The organism is Paracoccus angustae (assembly GCF_042648745.1).
GTDB lineage: Bacteria > Pseudomonadota > Alphaproteobacteria > Rhodobacterales > Rhodobacteraceae > Paracoccus > Paracoccus angustae.
Map to the genome: position 1 here is coordinate 25,653 of NZ_JBHRXY010000009.1, position 16,694 is coordinate 42,346.

The window sequence follows — 16,694 nt, forward strand, 5'->3', positions numbered from 1 at the left end:
CCTTGCCCGCTGCGGCCCGCGGGGCGCTGACCGGCGCCAACGACGACCAGGCCCGGCGACGACCAGGCCCGGCAATGACCAGGCCCGGCAATCGGGCGATCCGCCTGCCGCCCGTTCCACGGGATGGAATGAAGAACAGCCGCAATGGCCTGACCCGGCCGATGACCATGCAGTTTTCAGTTGCCAAACCGATCCGTCCCCCCCTATCCCTGACGGCGGAGGGGCAGTTGCCGGATCCACCATGTGGACCCGGACCGCGGCAAGAGGGGGCCGCTATGCCCGATGGGGGACAGGATGCACCAGACGGATGCACATGCCGGTGCTGAATTGGCATTGGGCGGGATCGAGGCGCTGACCGAGCCGAAACGGGCCGAGGCCTGGATGCGCCCGGTGGAGATCGCCGCCGCCGGCCTGCTGGTGGTGATGATCGTCACCGTTCTGGCCAACGTCTTTTTCCGCTATGTTCTGGCCAAGCCGCTGATCTGGGGGGACGAGGTCGCCTCCATCGGCTTCATCTGGATGGCGATGCTGGGCGCGGCGCTGGCCGTTGACCGGCACGAGCACATGAAGCTGACCGTCTTCCTGCCGCTGCTGCCCGCCCGGCTGGCCCGGGTTCTGGAAATCGCGGGCAGCGTGCTGGTTTGCGCGCTGCTGGTCCGGTTGTTCCCCGTGGCCGTCGAATACGCTTACGAGGAATCCTTCGTCACCTCGCCCGCGCTTGGGCTGCCGATGTCCTGGCGCGCCTCGGCCCTGCCCGCCGGGATCGGGCTGATGGCATTGCTGATGCTGCTGTCGGTGGTCCGCACCCGCGAATGGGGCGCGATCCTCGGCACGCTGGCCGTGGCGGCGGCCGCTGCCGCCGCGCTGTGGTTTTCCAAGCCCGCCGTGCTGGCGCTCGGCAACTGGAACCTGCCGCTGTTTCTGGGCCTGTTCGCGGGTTTCCTGCTGGTTGTCGGCGTGCCGATCGCCTTTTGCTTTGCGCTTGCCACGCTGGGCTACCTGACCTTCGCCACGAACGCCCCGGTTTTCGTGATGATGGGCCGCATCGACGAGGGCATGTCGTCCCTGATCCTGCTGTCGGTGCCGGTTTTCGTGCTGCTGGGCTGCATCCTGGACGCGACCGGCATGGGCCGGGCCATCGTGGGCTTCCTCGCCTCGCTCTTTGGCCATGTGAAGGCTGGGATGAGCTATGTCCTGCTGGGATCCATGTTTCTGGTGTCGGGCATCTCGGGGTCGAAGGTGTCCGACATGGCGACCGTCGCCCCCGCGCTGTTCCCCGAGATGCGCCGCCGGGGCCATTCCGCGCCGGAAATGACGGCGCTGCTGGCCACCGGGGCGGCCATGGCCGACACCGTGCCGCCGTCCATCGTGCTGATCGTGCTGGGATCGGTCGCGGGCGTGTCCATCGCCGGGCTGTTCACCAGCGGCTTCGCCATCGCCATGGTGCTGCTGGTGGTGCTGGCGATCCTGGCCCGCTGGAAGGCGCGCGGCGAGCGGATGGAGGGCGTGCGGCGCGCCACGCCGGGCGTGATCGGCAAGACCGCCCTGATCGCCGCGCCCGCGCTGGTGCTGCCCTTCATGATCCGCAGCCTGGTCGGCGGCGGCGTGGCCACCGCGACCGAAGTGTCCACCATCGCCACCCTTTACGCATTCGTCATCGGCGCGGTGCTGTATGGCGGCATCCCGTTGAAGCGCGCCGGCACCATGCTGGTCGAAACCGCCGCCATGTCGGGGGCGATCCTGCTGATCCTGGGCGCGGCATCCGCGATGGCCTGGGCGCTGACGCAATCGGGTTTCGCGCGCGACCTGATGGTGCTGGTCACGGGCCTGCCGGGCGGCTGGCTGGTGTTCATGCTGGCATCCATCGCGATCTTTCTGGTGCTGGGCTGCGTGCTGGAAGGCCTGCCCGCCATCGTGCTGCTGGCGCCGATCATGTTCCCCATCGCGCGGGGGCTTGGCATCCACGACATCCACTATGCCATGGTCATCGTCACGGCCATGAACATCGGCCTGATGGCCCCGCCCATCGGCATCGGCTTCTATATCGCCTGCAAGATCGCCAATGTGCCCGCCGAACAGGTCATGGCGAAGATCTGGCCCTATCTGGCCGCGCTGATGGTGGGCCTTCTGGCCATCGCCGCCGTGCCCTGGTTCTCGACCGCACTGCTGTAACCGTTTTTACCTTTGGGAGGAGGAATTCCATGACCGTCAACCGCCGCACCATCCTGCTGGGCGCCGCCACAGGCGCCTTGGCCGCGCCGCTCATCCGGGTCCGCCCGGCCATGGCGGCCGAGTTCAGCTACAAGCTGGCCAACAACCAGCCCCTGGACCATCCCAGCAATGTCCGCCTGGCCGAGGCGCAAAAGGCCATCCTGGAGGCCACGGGCGGCCGGTTCGACCTGCAAATCTTCCCGTCGAACCAGCTGGGAGCGGATACCGACGTGCTGGGCCAGCTTCGGTCGGGCGGGGTCGAATTCTTCCAGCTGTCGCCGATCATCCTGTCCACGCTGGTGCCGAACGCCTCGATCAACGGCGTGGGCTTCGCCTTTCCCGACTACGACACCGTGTGGAAGGCCATGGACGGCGAGCTTGGCGCCTATGAGCGCGGCCAGATCGAGGGCGCAGGCCTGGTGGTGATGGAAAAGATCTGGGACAACGGGTTCCGCCAGACCACCTCGTCCACGAAGCCCGTCGCGGCGCCCGCCGACCTGGAAGGTTTCAAGATCCGCGTGCCGGTCAGCCCGCTCTGGACCTCGATGTTCACGGCCTTCGGTTCGGCCCCCGCCTCCATCAACTTCGCCGAGGTGTATACCGCCCTGCAAACCGGCGTCGTGGACGGGCAGGAAAACCCGCTGGCGATCCTGAAGGTCGCGAAATTGTGGGAGGTGCAGAAATACTGCTCCATGACCAACCACATGTGGGACGGCTTCTGGCTGCTGGGCAACCGCCGCGCCTGGGGCGCCCTGCCCGAGGACGTCCAGGGCGTCGTGGCCGAGAACTTCAACGCCGCCGCCATGAAGCAGCGCGAGGACATCGCGCAGATGAACGCCTCGCTGCGTGGCGAACTGGAGGGGAACGGCTTCGTCTTCAACGACGTGGATCCCAAGGCCTTCGAGGACAAGCTGCGCGAGGCGGGCTTCTATGCCGAATGGAAGAAGACCTATGGCGACGAGGCCTGGGCCATCCTGGAAGCCGCCATCGGCCGGACGCTGGCCTGATGCGCGACGATGCCGCCCCTGCCGACACCGGCGGCACGCAGGCGGTGGCGCGTGCGCTGTCGCTGCTGTCGCTGGTCGGACGGGGCGGCGCGCAGGGCCTGGGGCTGGCGCAACTGGCAAGCGCCTCGGGGCTTGCGCGGCCCACGGCGCGGCGGCTGCTGCTGGCCTTGGGGGCGGCGCGCATGGTCGAACAGGACCGGGCCACGCGGCGCTATCACCTGGGGCCGGAAACCTATCTTCTGGCGGGCTTTGCCGCCGAACGCCACGGCATCGGGCACCACGCCCGCGACGGCATGGTCCGGCTGGCGCGCGAAACCGGCGACACGGTGCTGCTGACCGTGCCGCAGGACGACCACACCCTGTGCCTGGAACGGATCGAGGGCGATTTCCCGGTCCGCACCCATGCCCTGATGCGCGGCGACCGCAAGCCCGCGGGCGTGGGCGCGGGGGCGCTGGCGATCCTGGCCGCGCTGCCGGCGCCCGAGGCCGACGCGCTGCTGGCCCGCGCGGCGCCCCTGGTGGGCGAGCTGATGCCCGGCCTGCTTGAAGACCTGGCCTTCGCCCGTGCCCGGGGCCATGCCCTGAACCCCGGCCGCGTCGTCGCGGGATCCTGGGGCCTGGGGGTTGCGATCCCCTGGCCCGACGGGCGGCCTGCGGGCGCGTTGTCCATTGCCGCCATCGAGAACCGCATGACCCCCGCGCGGCAGGCCGACCTGGCCTGCGCGCTGCACCGCGAGGCCGGGCTGATCGCCCGACGCCTCGCCGATCTTGAAAGGAACACCGCATGACCGACCCCCTGATCGTCGGCTGGGCGCACAGCAAGTTCGGCAAGTCCGAGGCGCCCGACACCCTGGCCCTGATGGCCGAGGTCGCCCTTCCTGCGCTGGACCACGCGGGCCTGACCCCCGATGCCGTGGACGGAATCTTCACCGGGGTCTTCAACGCGGGCTTCTCGCGCCAGGATTTCCAGGGCGCCCTGGTCGCCATGGGCACGCCCGAACTGGCGGGCATCCCCTTTCTGCGCACGGAAAACGCCTGCGCCACCGGATCGGCCGCGATCTATGCGGCGGCCGATTTCATCGCCTCCGGGCGCGGCAAGGTGGCCCTGGTCATCGGGGCCGAGAAGATGACCGCCACCCCCATCGCCGATGTGGGCGGCATCCTGCTGGCGGCAAGCTATGTCGCCGAGGAAGGCGACACGCCCGGCGGCTTTGCGGGCGTTTTCGGGCGCATCACCGACAGCTATTTTCAGAAGAACGGCGACCGGTCCGAGGAACTGGCCATGATCGCCGCCAAGAACCACGAGAACGGCACCCGCAATCCCTACGCGCACATGCAGAAGGCTTTCGACCTGGCCTTCTGCAACACGCCGTCGGACAAGAACCCGCTGGTCGCGGGACCGCTGCGGCGCACCGACTGTTCGCTGGTGTCCGACGGCGCGGCGGCGATCGTGCTGGCCGCGCCCGAGGTGGCCGAAACCCTTAACCGCGCCATCCGCTTCCGCGCCCGCGCCCAGGCGGGCGACACCCTGGCCCTGTCGCGCCGCGACCCGACCGAATTCGGCGGCGCCCATCGCGTCTGGCGGCAGGCTCTGGACCAGGCGGGGCTGGCGATCACCGACCTGTCGCTGGTCGAAACCCACGATTGCTTCACCACCGCCGAGATGATCGAATACGAGGCCATGGGCCTTGCCCCGCGCGGCCAGGGCTGGCGCGTGATCCGCGAAGGCACCACGCGGAGGGACGGCAAGCTGCCCGTGAACCCCTCGGGCGGGCTGAAGTCGCGGGGCCATCCCATCGGCGCGACCGGCGTCAGCCAGCACGTCATGGCCGCGATGCAGCTGACCGGGGACGCGGGCGCCATGCAGGTGCCCGGGGCGGAACTGGCGGGCGTCTTCAACATGGGCGGCACCGCCGTTGCCAACTACTGCTCGATCCTGGAACGCGAGAAATGACCGGCCTCGCAGGCGGGCTGGTCCCTGTCTCCACCCGCGTGATGAACCTCGCGACCTTTCTGGCGCAGGCCGCGCGCCGCGACCCGGACGGCATCGCCCTTGTCATGGGCGAGGACCGCTGGACCTGGGCGGAATGGAACGCCCGCACCGACGCCCTGGCCCATGCCCTCCAGACCCGCTTCGGGTTGCAGAAGGGCGACCGGGTGATGTGCCAGTCGCAGAACTGCGCCGAGATGATGCAGGCGATGTTCGCGGTCTGGCGCGCGGGCGGGGTCTGGGTGCCCGCCAACTTCCGCCAGACGCCCGAGGAGGTGGCCTATCTGACGCAGGCGTCCGGCGCCACGCTGATGTTCTGCAACGCCGCCTTCCCCGGCCACGCGGCGGCCTGCGGCGTTCCGGCGCTGGCCTTCGGCGCGGCGGCGTTCGGGCCGGACGTGACCGCGATCACCGCCGGGCATCGGGGGGAACGCCCGCAGGTGGCCGTGGTGGACCGCGACGATCCCTGCTGGTTCTTCTTCACCTCGGGCACGACGGGGCGGCCCAAGGCCTCGGTCCTGACCCACGGGCAGATGGCCTTCGTGGTGACGAACCATCTGGCCGACCTGATGCCGGGGCTGACGGGGAACGACGCCTCGCTGGTGGTGGCGCCCTTGTCGCATGGCGCGGGGGTGCATCAGCTGACCCAGGTGGCGCGGGGGGTGAAGACCATCCTGCTGCCCACGGAACGGTTCGATCCGGCGCAGGTCTGGGATCTGGTCGCGGAATGGCGCGTGTCCACCATGTTCACGGTGCCCACCATCCTGAAGCTGCTGGTCGAACATCCCTCGACCGCCAGCGCGGACACCTCGTCGCTGCGCTACGTGATCTATGCGGGCGCGCCGATGTACCGGGTGGATCAGCAGAAGGCCTTGCAGGCGCTCGGTCCCGTGCTGGTCCAGTATTTCGGCCTGGGCGAGGTCACCGGCAACATCACCGTTCTGCCCGCCCACCTGCACCAGGCCGCCGACGGCCCGCAGGCCCGCATCGGCACCTGCGGCTACGCCCGCACAGGGATCGAGATCCAGATCCAGGACGACCAAGGGCGCGAGGCGGCGCCGGGCGAGACCGGGGAAATCTGCTGCATCGGCCCCGCCGTTTTCGCGGGCTATTACCGGAACCCGGAAGCCAATGCCAAATCCTTCCGCGACGGCTGGTTCCGCACCGGCGATCTGGGCCACATGGACGAAGAAGGCTTCGTCTACATCACCGGGCGGCAGTCGGACATGTTCATCTCGGGCGGGTCCAACGTCTATCCGCGCGAGATCGAGGAAAAGATCCTCACCCACCCCGCCATCAGCGAGGTCGCCGTGCTGGGCGTCCCCGACCCGCTATGGGGGGAAATCGGCTGGGCGGTCTGCGTGGCGAACGCGCCGGTGGCCGAGGCGGACCTGGCCGCATACCTCGACGGCAAGCTGTCGCGCTACAAGATGCCCAAGCGGTTCCTGTTCTGGGACGCGCTGCCCAAGTCGGCCTACGGCAAGATCACCAAGAAGATGATCCGCGCCGAACTGGAAGCCCGCGGCATGATCGCATGAGCGTTTCCATCGGTCGGGGGCAAGGTCGGGGGCGAGACCAGGGGCGGATGATCCATCCCGGCCCGCGCGCCACGGCGCGGGCGGTGGCGGCGCGGGCGTCCCTGCGGCCCGTCGCGGGGGTGCTGCCCGCCGGGCGGACGGTGATGGCGGCGGTGGGCCAGCTGTTTGCCGCCCAGGGCTGCAAGGGCGGCGTCCTCTGGCTGGACGGCGCGGTTTGCGATCCCATGCGCTTCGTGCTGCCGGCGCCCTCCGCGGATGGCATCCACGCCGCATGGTATTCGGACACCCATGCGCCGGACGGGCCGGTCGCGATCGGACACGCGACCGCCACGGTCGGCTGGAAGGACGGCGCGCCGTTCCTGCATTGCCACGGCACCTGGGGCGGCACCATGGGGCATCTGCTGCCCCTGGACTCGGTTCTGGCGGCGGATGCGCCCGTTGCCGGCATCGGCGCGCCGGACGCCTGGTTCGAGGCGCTGCCCGACGCGGAAACCGCCTTTACCCTGTTCACCCCCCGCGGCGGCGGCACCGGCACCGGCCTGCTTGCCCGCGTCCTGCCGGGCGAGGATGCGGTGACGGCCATCGAAACACTGGCCGCCCGCCACGGCATCGCGGACGCCCGCCTGCACGGCGTCGGCAGCATCGACCATATCCGCTTCGCGGAAGGCCACCGCATGGACTGCCATGCCACCGAATTGCGGCTGGACAGGGCCACCCTGGCCCAAGGCCGCGCCACCATCCCCGTCGAGGTCGTGGACATCGCGGGAACCATCATGCGCGGCACGCTGGAACGCGGGACAAACCCGGTCGGCGTGACACTGGAATTGCTGATCGAAAGGACGGACTCATGACAGACGCGAAAGTCGCCATTGTGACCGGGGGCGCCCGGGGCATCGGCCTGGCCGCCACGGAAATCTTTCTGGATCAGGGCTGGCGCGTCGCCGTGGTGGACCGCGACGCCGAGGAACTGCACCGCGCCTGCGGCCCGCTGGAAAACGTCCTGCCCGTCGAGGCCGACATTTCCGACCCGCAGAGCGTGGACGGCGTGATCCGCACGGTTGCCGCCCAATGGGGACGCGTGGACGCCCTGGTCAACAACGCGGGCGTGGCGCTGTTTTCGCGCGCCGACCGCACCAGCTTCGAGGAATGGCGCGAGGTAATGGCCGTCAACCTGGACGGCGTGTTCCTGTGCACCCAGGCCGCCGTCCCGGAACTGGCGAAAACCAGGGGCGCGATCGTCAACATCGCCTCGATTTCCGGGCTCAGGGCATCCACGCTGCGGGTCGCCTATGGCACGTCGAAGGCCGCAGTGATCCACCTGACCAAGCAATTCGCCGCCGAACTGGGCGAACGTGGCATCCGCGTCAATTGCGTGGCCCCCGGCCCGGTCAAGACGAAACTTGCCATGGCCGTCCACGCGCCCGAGATCATCAGCGCCTATTACGACGCCATTCCCCTGAACCGCTACGGCGAGGCGCGCGAGATCGCCGAAGCCATCGTCTTCCTGTGTTCCGACAAGGCCAGCTTTGTCAGCGGCCAGACGCTGGCCGTGGACGGCGGCTTCGACGCCACCGGCGTCGGCCTGCCAGCCCTGCGGCGCGAGGACGGGACGCAACGCGCGGTTTGACCGGGCCGCGCCGGAAAAACCCTGAAAACGGCTATTCAAGAACTTCATCGACCGCCACATCACCGCCAACACCGACCGCGAGGTCGCGGGCCTGTCGGAAATCGCGGGCGACATCGCCCCCATGGACCGTCAGGCGGTCGAGAACGGCCTGGACAACCTGCGCGAGGGCACGCTGGCGCTGGACAGCCTGCATGGCGCAGCTGTTCCAGTTCACCGGCAGCGGCAAGATGCCCTCGCCCCTGAGGGCGGATCCCAAGACCTCGCTGCCCGGGAACTGGGTGATCGAATGGGACCGCTTCGTTCATGCCGAAACGCCGCTGCGCTCGGCCCGCAGGATCGACACGCCTCCGGCCCCGCCGCTGGACGACATGATCAACCAGCCCGCCCGCCCCGCGGTGATGAAGCGCCTGGACCGACGCAACCTGCGGCGCGGATAATCGGCTGAACGTGCCGTCCGCCCAAGGGCTGATCGGGGCATTGCTGCGCTTCACCGGGCTTCTGGCCTGACCGCCGCGCCTTCGCCGAACTGGTCGGCCAGGGTTTGCACCATGTGCCGCCCCAGGGGACCGGGGCGGCGATGCGCGGGCCAAGCCACGACCACGGTGCGGACCGGGTGGAACTGCATGTCCTCGCAGACAAGCGGCACGACCTCGCCCCGGGCGATTTCGGGTCCGAAGGTGCCGCTGGCCGAAAAGCACCAGCCGAGACCCGCCGCGACCATGGACTTGATGGATTCCACGTCGTTGACCGTCCAGACATCGGTGGAAAACAGCCGCCCCACGCGCTCCATGTCGATCTGCGGGGATCCCACGTAATAGATCTGCCGTTCCCGGTCAAAGGCGCGCATCGCCAAGGGCTGCGGCAGGCGGGCCAGCCGGTGCCCGGCAGCGCAGACCGGCCCCAGCGTCTCGCTGCCCAGGTGGCGGGCCGCGATGTCCGACGGTATCGCGGCGGCCAGCGTCAGGGCGAAGTCGAAGTTGCCGTTCCGCAAATCGTCCCACAACGTCGCCAGGGACGAATTGAAGAACTGGAACCGCGCGTGCGGATGGCCGGCGGCAAAGGCCCGCAGCGCCCGGTTCAGGTCGGCGCGCGGAAACAGCACGTCGACCAGCACGCGCAGCCGCGTTTCCTCGCCCTTTTCCAGCGACTCGGCGTGGGTGGCGAAGCTGCGGGCGCGCTCGACGACGCTGCGCGCCTCGGCCAGCAGCACGCGGCCCCGTTCGGTCAGTTCGGCCCGGTTGGCGCCGCGCCCCAGCAGCGGAAAGCCGCATTGGCTTTCCAGCTGCGCCAGCGAATAGCTGACCGAGGAGATGGGCCGGCGCAGCTCCCTGGCCGCCGCCGTCAGGCTGCCGGTGTCGGCGATGGCGCAAAAGGCGCGCAGGTGATCGACCAGGTTCGGGTGCATTTCAAAATTCCCGAAAGACTTTTGCTATTCTTTTCGGTTTACCGAAAAACGAATCCGATGCTAGCCTTTCCGTGTCCGGGATCGGAGGAGGAGCCTGTCCGGGGCAGCGTTTGGGCAAGACTGTTTGGGAGGACAGGCTATGCACGGACTGAACGGATTTTCGCCCGCATGAGCGGCGATCATGTCCTGGTCTGCGACGACATCACCCGGCGCTTCGGCGGGGTGGTCGCGCTGAAGAACGTCTCGGTCGCCGTGCGGCGGGGCGAGATCTTCGGCCTGGTCGGACCGAACGGGTCGGGTAAGACCACGCTGGTCAACGCGATCACCGGGTTCTATCCGCCGCAGGAAGGCCGGATCACCCTGGACGGGCGGCAGATCAACGGGCTGAAGCCGTTCCGCATCGCCGCCATGGGCGTGGCGCGGACCTTTCAGAACGTCGCGCTGTTCCACGGCATGTCGGTTCTGGACAACATCCTGATGGGCCGGCACATCTTCATGAAGCCGAACCCTTTGGCGTCCTTTTTCTATCCCTGGTGGGCGCAAAAGGAGGAGGTGGCGCATCGCCGCCACGTCGAGGAGGTGATCGACCTTCTGCAACTGGCCCCCGCGCGCGACGAGCATGTGGACGTGATCCCCCTGGGCCTGCAAAAGCGGGTCGAACTGGCCCGCGCGCTCTGCGCCGAACCCACGGTTCTGGTTCTGGACGAACCGATGGCGGGCATGAACCAGGAGGAAAAGGAATACATGGTCCGCTTCATCCTGGACGCCCAGGATGCCCTGGGGCTGACGGTGCTGATCATCGAACATCACATGGATGTCGTTACCGCGCTTTGCGACCGGGTGCTGGTTCTGAACAACGGTCAGGAAATCGCCCAGGGTCCGGCGCGGGAAGCCATCGCCGATCCCCGCGTGGTCGAGGCCTATATCGGAAAGCCCCGCCATGCAGCATGATCCCGTGAACAGGGCAAGCGCCCAGGCCCTGCATCCGAACTGGCGCGCCGAAGACACCATCCTGGCGCGGCTGGCGCGAAACGCCGCCGAGGCGCCGGACCAGGTGGCCATGCGCGAACGCGACCGCGGCATCTGGCAGGAATACACCTGGGCCGATTACCTGCGCGCCGTGGTGGAATTCGCGGCCGGGCTCGAGGCGCGCGGCGTGCGTCCCGGCGACGTGGTGATGGTGATCGGCGACAACCGCCCGAACCTGTATTTCGCGATGCTGGGCGCGGCCTGCCTGCGGGCGATCCCGTCCCCCGCCTATGCCGATGCCCCGACCGAGGAACTGGCCGCGCAGATGGAGCGCGAGGACATCCGCGTGGCCGTGGCCGAGGACCAGGAACAGGTGGACAAGATGCTGGAGGCCAAGGGCCGCTGGACGCATCTGGATCTGGTGATCTACGACGACCCGCGCGGGCTTGCCGGGCGGGAACCGGACGGGGTGGCCGGGTTCGACGCCATCCGGGCCGAGGGCGCGGCGCGGCTCGAGGCCGATCCCGGGCTGGCGCAGGCGCTGATCGGACGGTCCACCGTTCACGACACCGTGGTGCTGATGCATTCCTCCGGCACCACCGGCGCGCCCAAGGGCATCCCCCTGAAGCACGGCCATGTCCTGTCGGGCGTGCGCAACGCCGCCGCCGCCGGCTACTTCCGGGCGGGCGAGGTCCACATGGCCTATCTGCCCATGGCCTGGGTGGGCGACTTCATCTTCTCGGTCGGCGCGGCGGCCGAGCTGCGCTTCACCGTCAACATCCCCGAGGCGCAGGAAACCGCGCTGCACGACCTGCGGGAGATCGCCCCGACGCTTTATTTCGCATCGCCCCGCGCCTGGTCGGCCATGCTGACGCGGGTGCAGGTGGGGATTGCGGAAACCACCGGGTTGAAGCGCAGGCTTTACGATTTCTTCATGCCCCGCGCGATGGCCGCGGAACGCGCCCGGCTGGACGGCAAGCCCGCGGGCGGCGGGCTGACGCGGTTCCTGGGCGAATGGCTGATCTATGGTCCGATCCGCGACCAGCTTGGCCTGGGCCGCGTCCAGCGCGCCTATACCGCGGGCGAGGCGATCGGCGAGGACGTGTTCCTGTGGTTCCGCGCGATCGGCCTGAACCTGCGCCAGTTCTACGGCCAGACGGAAAACTGCGCCCTGGCCGTGGCCCAGAAGCCCGAGGACATTTCCCTGACCACCGTAGGCCGCCCCTTTCCCGGCGTGGAAATGAAGATCGACGAAGGAGGCGAAATCCTGCTGCGCGGCGACAACATCTTCGACGGCTATTTCCAGAACCCCAAGGCCAGCGCCGAGGCGCTGCGGGACGGCTGGCTGCACACCGGCGACGCCGGCCAGATCGAGCCGGACGGCCAGCTTGTCGTGCTGGGCCGCGTGTCCGAGGTGGTGGAAAAGCGCGACGGCACCCGCTTCATCCCCACCTATATCGAGAACCGGCTGAAGTTCAGCCCCTACATCAAGGACGCCGCCGTGGTGGGCCAGGGCCGCGAGATGCTGGTGGCGATCGTCTGCATCGACTTCCAGGCGGTGGGCCAATGGGCGCAGGAACACGGCGTGGCCTATACCTCTTATGCCGAACTGTCCCAGCAGCCCCGCGTCTACGGCCTGATCGCGGCGGAGATCGCGGCGGTGAACGCGCATCTGCCGCACGGGCTGTCGATCGACCGCTTCGTCAACCTGCACAAGGAATTCGACCCCGACGACGGAGAGGTCACGCGCACCCGCAAGCTCAAGCGCAACGTGATCGACGACCGTTACGGTCCGATCATCGAGGCGCTGAACGCGGGCGCCCGGGAAATCGACTTCAAGGCCCGGATCACCTATGAAAACGGCCAGACCGGGTCGCTGGACCGGGTGCTGCGGCTGTCCGACGTGAAGGGGGCCGCGTGATGGCTTATTTCCTGGAACTGCTGATTTCCGGCGCGCTGACCGGGCTGATGTATGCGCTTGTCGCGCTTGGCTTTGTGCTGATCTACAAGTCGGCGGGCGTGCCGAACCTGGCGCAGGGCGCGCTGGTGATGACCGCCGGCTACGCCGTCTGGCTGGTGATGTCCTGGGGCCTCAACGTCTGGATCGCCATCCCCATAGCGGCCGCGATCATGTTCGGCTTCGGCCTGGTCGTGGAACGGCTGCTCTTGCGCCGCATGGTGGGCCAGCCGGTCATCATGGTGGTGATGCTGACCCTGGGGCTGGAGATCCTGCTGCGCGGCCTTGTGCCCGGAATCCTGGGATCGACGCCGAAGCCCATCGACCTGGGGATCGGCTTCGCCCCCATCATCATCGGCGACGTGTTCATCAACCGCACCTCGCTGTATGGCGGCATCATCGCGCTGCTGCTGGTCGGCGCGTCCCTGCTGTTCTTCCGCACCCGCCTGGGCACCAAGCTGCGCGCCGTGTCGGACGACCATGTGTCGAGCTGGGCGGTGGGGATTTCCGTGGAACGCGCCATCGGCATCTCCTGGGGCCTCGCGGGCATCGCCGCCGTGGTGGCGGGGGCGCTGTGGGGATCGTCGCAGGGGGTGGACTGGACGCTGTCCACGCTGCTGTTCCCCGCCATCGCCGTGGTGATCCTGGGCGGCGTGGACTCGGTGCCGGGCGTGATCGTGGGCGGCATCCTTGTGGGCGTGCTGGGCACGGTGATCCCCGGATACCTGGACAGCGTCGCCGGGGGATCGACGCGCGATGTGGTCACGTCCCTTATCATCCTGCTGACCATCATGGTCCGCCCCTTCGGCATCTTCGGCCGGGAAGACATCGAGAGGATCTGACGCCATGTTCTACCGCCTCTCGGGCACCTATCACACCAGCTACGAAGCCGACCGCAGGCTGTGGAAGATCCCCACGGACCGCTGGCTGGTGATCGCCCTTCTGGTTCTGGCGGCGTTGGCGCCGCTTTACGTCTCGCCGCTTTACCTCGGCAGCTATGTCCTGCCCTGGGTGATCTGGTCGGCGGCGGCCTTGTCGCTGACGCTGCTGATGGGTCTGGCGGGGCAGCTGCATTTCGGCTTTGCCGCCGTGATGGCGATCGGGGCCTATGCCTCGATCCATCTGGTCCGGGCGGGAATTCCCTTCGAGCTGGCGCTGCTGCTGTCGGGCCTGATCGCCGCCGTGATCGGCGCGGTGTTCGGCGGCGCGGCCTTGCGGGTGAAGGGGCTTTACCTGGTGATGGCCACGCTGGCGATGCAGTATCTGGTCGATTGGGTGGTGGTGAACGTTCCCGCCATTTCCGGCGGCGCCCACGCCACGCTGCGCACGCCCGCCGTCAGCTTTCTGTTCCTGCCGGTCGAAAGCCTCGCCGCGCGCTATTGGCTGGCGCTGGCCTGGGCGGTGCTGCTGACGGTGTTCTTCATGAACGTCAAGCGCACCTCGTTCGGGCGCGCCCTGGTCGCGATCCGCGACAAGGATTTCGCCGCCGCCGTGATCGGGGTCGATCCGTTCAGGACCAAGCTGATGGCCTTTTTCACGTCCTCCTTCATGGGCGGGGTGACGGGCGCGATCCTGGCCTTTTGCTTCTATCGCGCGGTGACGCCGGAGCAGTTCGGCTTCAACGTGTCCATCCAGCTTGTCGCCATGGTGCTGGTGGGGGGCCTGGGGTCGGTGATCGGGTCGTGGCTTGGCGCGGGCTTCGTGCTGCTGGCGCCGATCTTTCTGACGAACCTGGTGTCGTCGCTGGCGGCATCCGGCTGGGTGCCGGTCAGCCAGAACTTCCTGTCGCACCTGCCCTTGATGATCTACGGCGCGATGATCATCGGCTTTCTGCTGCTGGAGCCGCTGGGGCTGGCGAAGATCTACGACAACATCCGCAAGTATTTCCTGGTCTGGCCGTTCCGCCACGCCAGAAGCTGAAACCCCTGGGGAGGGGGAACGCACAACATGGGAGAAAGACACATGACCTTTCTGCGCAAGCTGGCGCTGACCACGGCCCTTGTCGCGGGCCTGTCCGCGCCCGTCGCGGCCGAGGACGTCAAGTTCGGCCTGCTTCAGGACTTCACGGCGGTCTATACCTTCGTGACCGGACAGTACAACCAGGGCCAGCAGGACTATCTGGCGCTGGCGAACGCCGAGGGCATCCTGGGCGAGGGCAACACGGTGACCGCCATTGTCCGCGACACCGGCAACCAGCCGCAGCGCGGGATCGAGGCCTATAACCGCGCCAAGGAGGAAGGCGCCGTTCTGTTCGACTTCCTGTCCACGCCCGTATCCGCCGCGATCCTGGACCAGGCGCAGGCCGACAAGAACGTGGTCATCACCCCCGCCCACGGGCGCGGCGACGCGTCGGACGGCACGGTCTTTCCTTACGTGTTCCCGATGTTCGCGACCTATTGGGCGCAGGCCGCCGCGCTGATCGAGCACATGAAGGAAACCGGCGGGCTGGAAGGCAAGAAAATCGCCATCGTTCATATCGACAGCCCCTTCGGCCGCGAACCCGGGCCGATCCTGGAAGCCTTGTCCGAACAGGAAGGGTTCGAGTTCCAGGCCTTCCCCTATGCCAGTCCCGGCAACGAACAGTCGGCGGCCTGGTCCGAGGTGCGGCGGTACCGCCCCGATTACGTGCTGATCTGGGGCGCGGGCGGCGGCCAGGCCGTGTCGGTGCGCACCGCCATCCAGAACGGCATCGCGCCCGAACAGATCCATTCGGTGATCTGGCTGGCCGAAACCGACGCCGCCAATGTCGGCCCGCAGATGAAGGGCGTGAAGCGGTTCGAGGCGACGGCCGCGGGCACCGATCACCCGATCATCCAGCGGATCCAGGAAAAGATCATCGCGCCGGGCAAGGGCTCGGGCGACGGGGCCAATGTCGGCAACAGCTATTACAACCTGGGCGTCGCCACCATGGCCGTCGCGGTCGAGGCCGCGCGCCTGGGCATGGAGGGCGGCCAGCCCCTGACGGGGGAAAGCCTGAAGGCGGGCTTCGAGAAGATCAGCGGTTTCGACGCCGAAGGGCTGATGCCTGCCGTGACCTATACCGCCGAAGACCACCAGGGCGGCGGCGCGGGCCGGGTGTCGGAATGGGACGGCGAGAAATGGGTGCCGGTCAGCGAATGGAAGGCCTCCTATCCCGACCTGATCCGCCGCGTGATCGAGGAATCGGCCGCCAAATACGCAGCCGAGCATTGACGCCATGCCCGCGCTGATCCTGGAAAACGTCGAGGTCATCTATGACAAGGTCTTTCTGGCCATCAAGGGCGTCTCGCTGGAGGTCGGCGAGGGAGAGATGGTCGCCCTTCTGGGATCGAACGGGGCGGGCAAATCCACGACGCTGAAATCCATCTCGGGGCTGCTCGGCCCCGAGCGCGGGCTGGTCACCCGGGGCGAGATCCGCTGGGGCGACCGCTCGATCCTGAACATGGGCGCGCCGGAACGCGTGGCGGGCGGCCTGGTCCATGTGCTGGAAGGCCGCCGCATCTTCGGCCACCTGACGCCCGACGAGAACCTGGTCGCCGCCTATCGCGGGCGCAGCATCGCGCGGTTCAACGAGTTGCGCGAACAGGTCTATGCCTATTTCCCGCGCCTCAGGGAGCGGATCAAGTCCAAGGCCGGATATCTTTCGGGCGGGGAACAGCAGATGCTGGCCATCGGCCGGGCGCTGATGACCGAACCCAAGCTGATCATGCTGGACGAACCGTCGCTGGGCCTGTCCCCGCTGCTGGTGCAGGAAATCTTCGGCATCATCCAGGAGATCAATGCCCGCGAAGGCTTGTCGGTCCTGCTGGTCGAACAGAACGCCGCCGCCACCCTGGACATCGTGGGCCGCGCCTACCTGATCGAGCAAGGGCAGGTCGTCATGTCGGGGTCCGCCGAGACGCTGAAGTCGAACCCCGACGTGCAGGACTTCTATCTGGGCGGGGCGGAACACACCGATTACCGCAACGTCAAACACTATCGCCGGCGCAAGCGCTGGCTGGCCTGAGGAAA

At 68.1% G+C, this 16,694-nt stretch carries 16 protein-coding genes; 14 read left to right on the forward strand and 2 right to left on the reverse strand.

What is annotated here, in order from left to right; genetic code table 11:
* The first annotated feature begins 294 nt into the window (after positions 1 to 294).
* From ACFOM8_RS12390 to ACFOM8_RS12420, 7 genes are read left to right on the forward strand one after another with little or no spacing between them, the layout of a single operon-like run.
* Positions 295 to 2,172, forward strand: coding sequence for a TRAP transporter large permease (locus ACFOM8_RS12390; RefSeq protein ID WP_377761754.1), 1,878 nt, complete (start codon positions 295 to 297; stop codon positions 2,170 to 2,172).
* Positions 2,173 to 2,201: 29 nt separating this feature from the next.
* On the forward strand, positions 2,202 to 3,218 hold the full coding sequence (locus ACFOM8_RS12395; protein ID WP_377761755.1) for a TRAP transporter substrate-binding protein: 1,017 nt from the start codon (positions 2,202 to 2,204) through the stop codon (positions 3,216 to 3,218).
* Positions 3,218 to 4,006 (forward strand): IclR family transcriptional regulator, encoded by a 789-nt coding sequence (locus tag ACFOM8_RS12400; protein WP_377761757.1) that lies wholly within the window; start codon positions 3,218 to 3,220, stop codon positions 4,004 to 4,006. Before ACFOM8_RS12395 ends, ACFOM8_RS12400 begins: the two co-directional genes overlap by 1 nt.
* Complete coding sequence (locus tag ACFOM8_RS12405; RefSeq protein ID WP_377761758.1) at positions 4,003 to 5,172, forward strand: acetyl-CoA acetyltransferase; 1,170 nt, start codon at positions 4,003 to 4,005, stop codon at positions 5,170 to 5,172. Before ACFOM8_RS12400 ends, ACFOM8_RS12405 begins: the two co-directional genes overlap by 4 nt.
* Entirely contained in the window at positions 5,169 to 6,746 is a 1,578-nt protein-coding gene (locus tag ACFOM8_RS12410; protein ID WP_377761760.1) for an acyl-CoA synthetase, read from the forward strand. Before ACFOM8_RS12405 ends, ACFOM8_RS12410 begins: the two co-directional genes overlap by 4 nt.
* A gap of 47 nt (positions 6,747 to 6,793) precedes the next feature.
* A complete protein-coding gene (locus ACFOM8_RS12415; protein WP_377761762.1) occupies positions 6,794 to 7,597 on the forward strand; it encodes a PCC domain-containing protein in 804 nt (267 codons plus the stop codon).
* Positions 7,594 to 8,373, forward strand: coding sequence for an SDR family NAD(P)-dependent oxidoreductase (locus tag ACFOM8_RS12420; RefSeq protein WP_377761764.1), 780 nt, complete (start codon positions 7,594 to 7,596; stop codon positions 8,371 to 8,373). Before ACFOM8_RS12415 ends, ACFOM8_RS12420 begins: the two co-directional genes overlap by 4 nt.
* 31 nt (positions 8,374 to 8,404) lie before the next feature.
* Here the strand turns inward: ACFOM8_RS12420 and ACFOM8_RS12425 are convergent, their stop codons facing one another.
* Positions 8,405 to 8,566 (reverse strand): hypothetical protein, encoded by a 162-nt coding sequence (locus tag ACFOM8_RS12425; RefSeq protein WP_377761766.1) that lies wholly within the window; start codon positions 8,564 to 8,566, stop codon positions 8,405 to 8,407.
* Between ACFOM8_RS12425 and ACFOM8_RS12430 the strand changes: the two genes are divergently transcribed.
* Positions 8,565 to 8,810, forward strand: a complete 246-nt coding sequence (locus ACFOM8_RS12430) for a hypothetical protein (RefSeq protein ID WP_377761768.1) — start codon at positions 8,565 to 8,567, stop codon at positions 8,808 to 8,810. The genes ACFOM8_RS12425 and ACFOM8_RS12430 overlap by 2 nt on opposite strands.
* Positions 8,811 to 8,860: 50 nt before the next feature.
* Here the strand turns inward: ACFOM8_RS12430 and ACFOM8_RS12435 are convergent, their stop codons facing one another.
* Positions 8,861 to 9,778, reverse strand: coding sequence for a LysR family transcriptional regulator (locus tag ACFOM8_RS12435; protein WP_377761770.1), 918 nt, complete (start codon positions 9,776 to 9,778; stop codon positions 8,861 to 8,863).
* Between the two features lie 168 nt (positions 9,779 to 9,946).
* Here ACFOM8_RS12435 and ACFOM8_RS12440 point away from each other — a divergent pair, with 168 nt between their 5' ends.
* From ACFOM8_RS12440 to ACFOM8_RS12465, 6 genes are read left to right on the forward strand one after another with little or no spacing between them, the layout of a single operon-like run.
* On the forward strand, positions 9,947 to 10,729 hold the full coding sequence (locus ACFOM8_RS12440; protein WP_377761772.1) for an ABC transporter ATP-binding protein: 783 nt from the start codon (positions 9,947 to 9,949) through the stop codon (positions 10,727 to 10,729).
* Positions 10,719 to 12,668 carry an AMP-dependent synthetase/ligase gene (locus tag ACFOM8_RS12445; protein WP_377761774.1) on the forward strand — a complete coding sequence of 650 codons (1,950 nt, stop codon included), beginning with the start codon at positions 10,719 to 10,721 and terminating at the stop codon, positions 12,666 to 12,668. Before ACFOM8_RS12440 ends, ACFOM8_RS12445 begins: the two co-directional genes overlap by 11 nt.
* Positions 12,668 to 13,546, forward strand: coding sequence for a branched-chain amino acid ABC transporter permease (locus ACFOM8_RS12450; RefSeq protein WP_377761775.1), 879 nt, complete (start codon positions 12,668 to 12,670; stop codon positions 13,544 to 13,546). The genes ACFOM8_RS12445 and ACFOM8_RS12450 overlap by 1 nt, the downstream gene beginning before the upstream one ends.
* 4 nt (positions 13,547 to 13,550) lie before the next feature.
* Positions 13,551 to 14,624, forward strand: a complete 1,074-nt coding sequence (locus ACFOM8_RS12455; RefSeq protein ID WP_377761777.1) for a branched-chain amino acid ABC transporter permease — start codon at positions 13,551 to 13,553, stop codon at positions 14,622 to 14,624.
* A 42-nt stretch (positions 14,625 to 14,666) separates the two neighbouring features.
* Positions 14,667 to 15,896, forward strand: coding sequence for an ABC transporter substrate-binding protein (locus ACFOM8_RS12460; protein ID WP_377761778.1), 1,230 nt, complete (start codon positions 14,667 to 14,669; stop codon positions 15,894 to 15,896).
* Between the two features lie 4 nt (positions 15,897 to 15,900).
* The gene (locus tag ACFOM8_RS12465) at positions 15,901 to 16,689 is read left to right on the forward strand and encodes an ABC transporter ATP-binding protein (protein WP_377761780.1); all 789 of its coding nucleotides are present in this window, start codon (positions 15,901 to 15,903) and stop codon (positions 16,687 to 16,689) included.
* Positions 16,690 to 16,694: the final 5 nt, after the last annotated feature.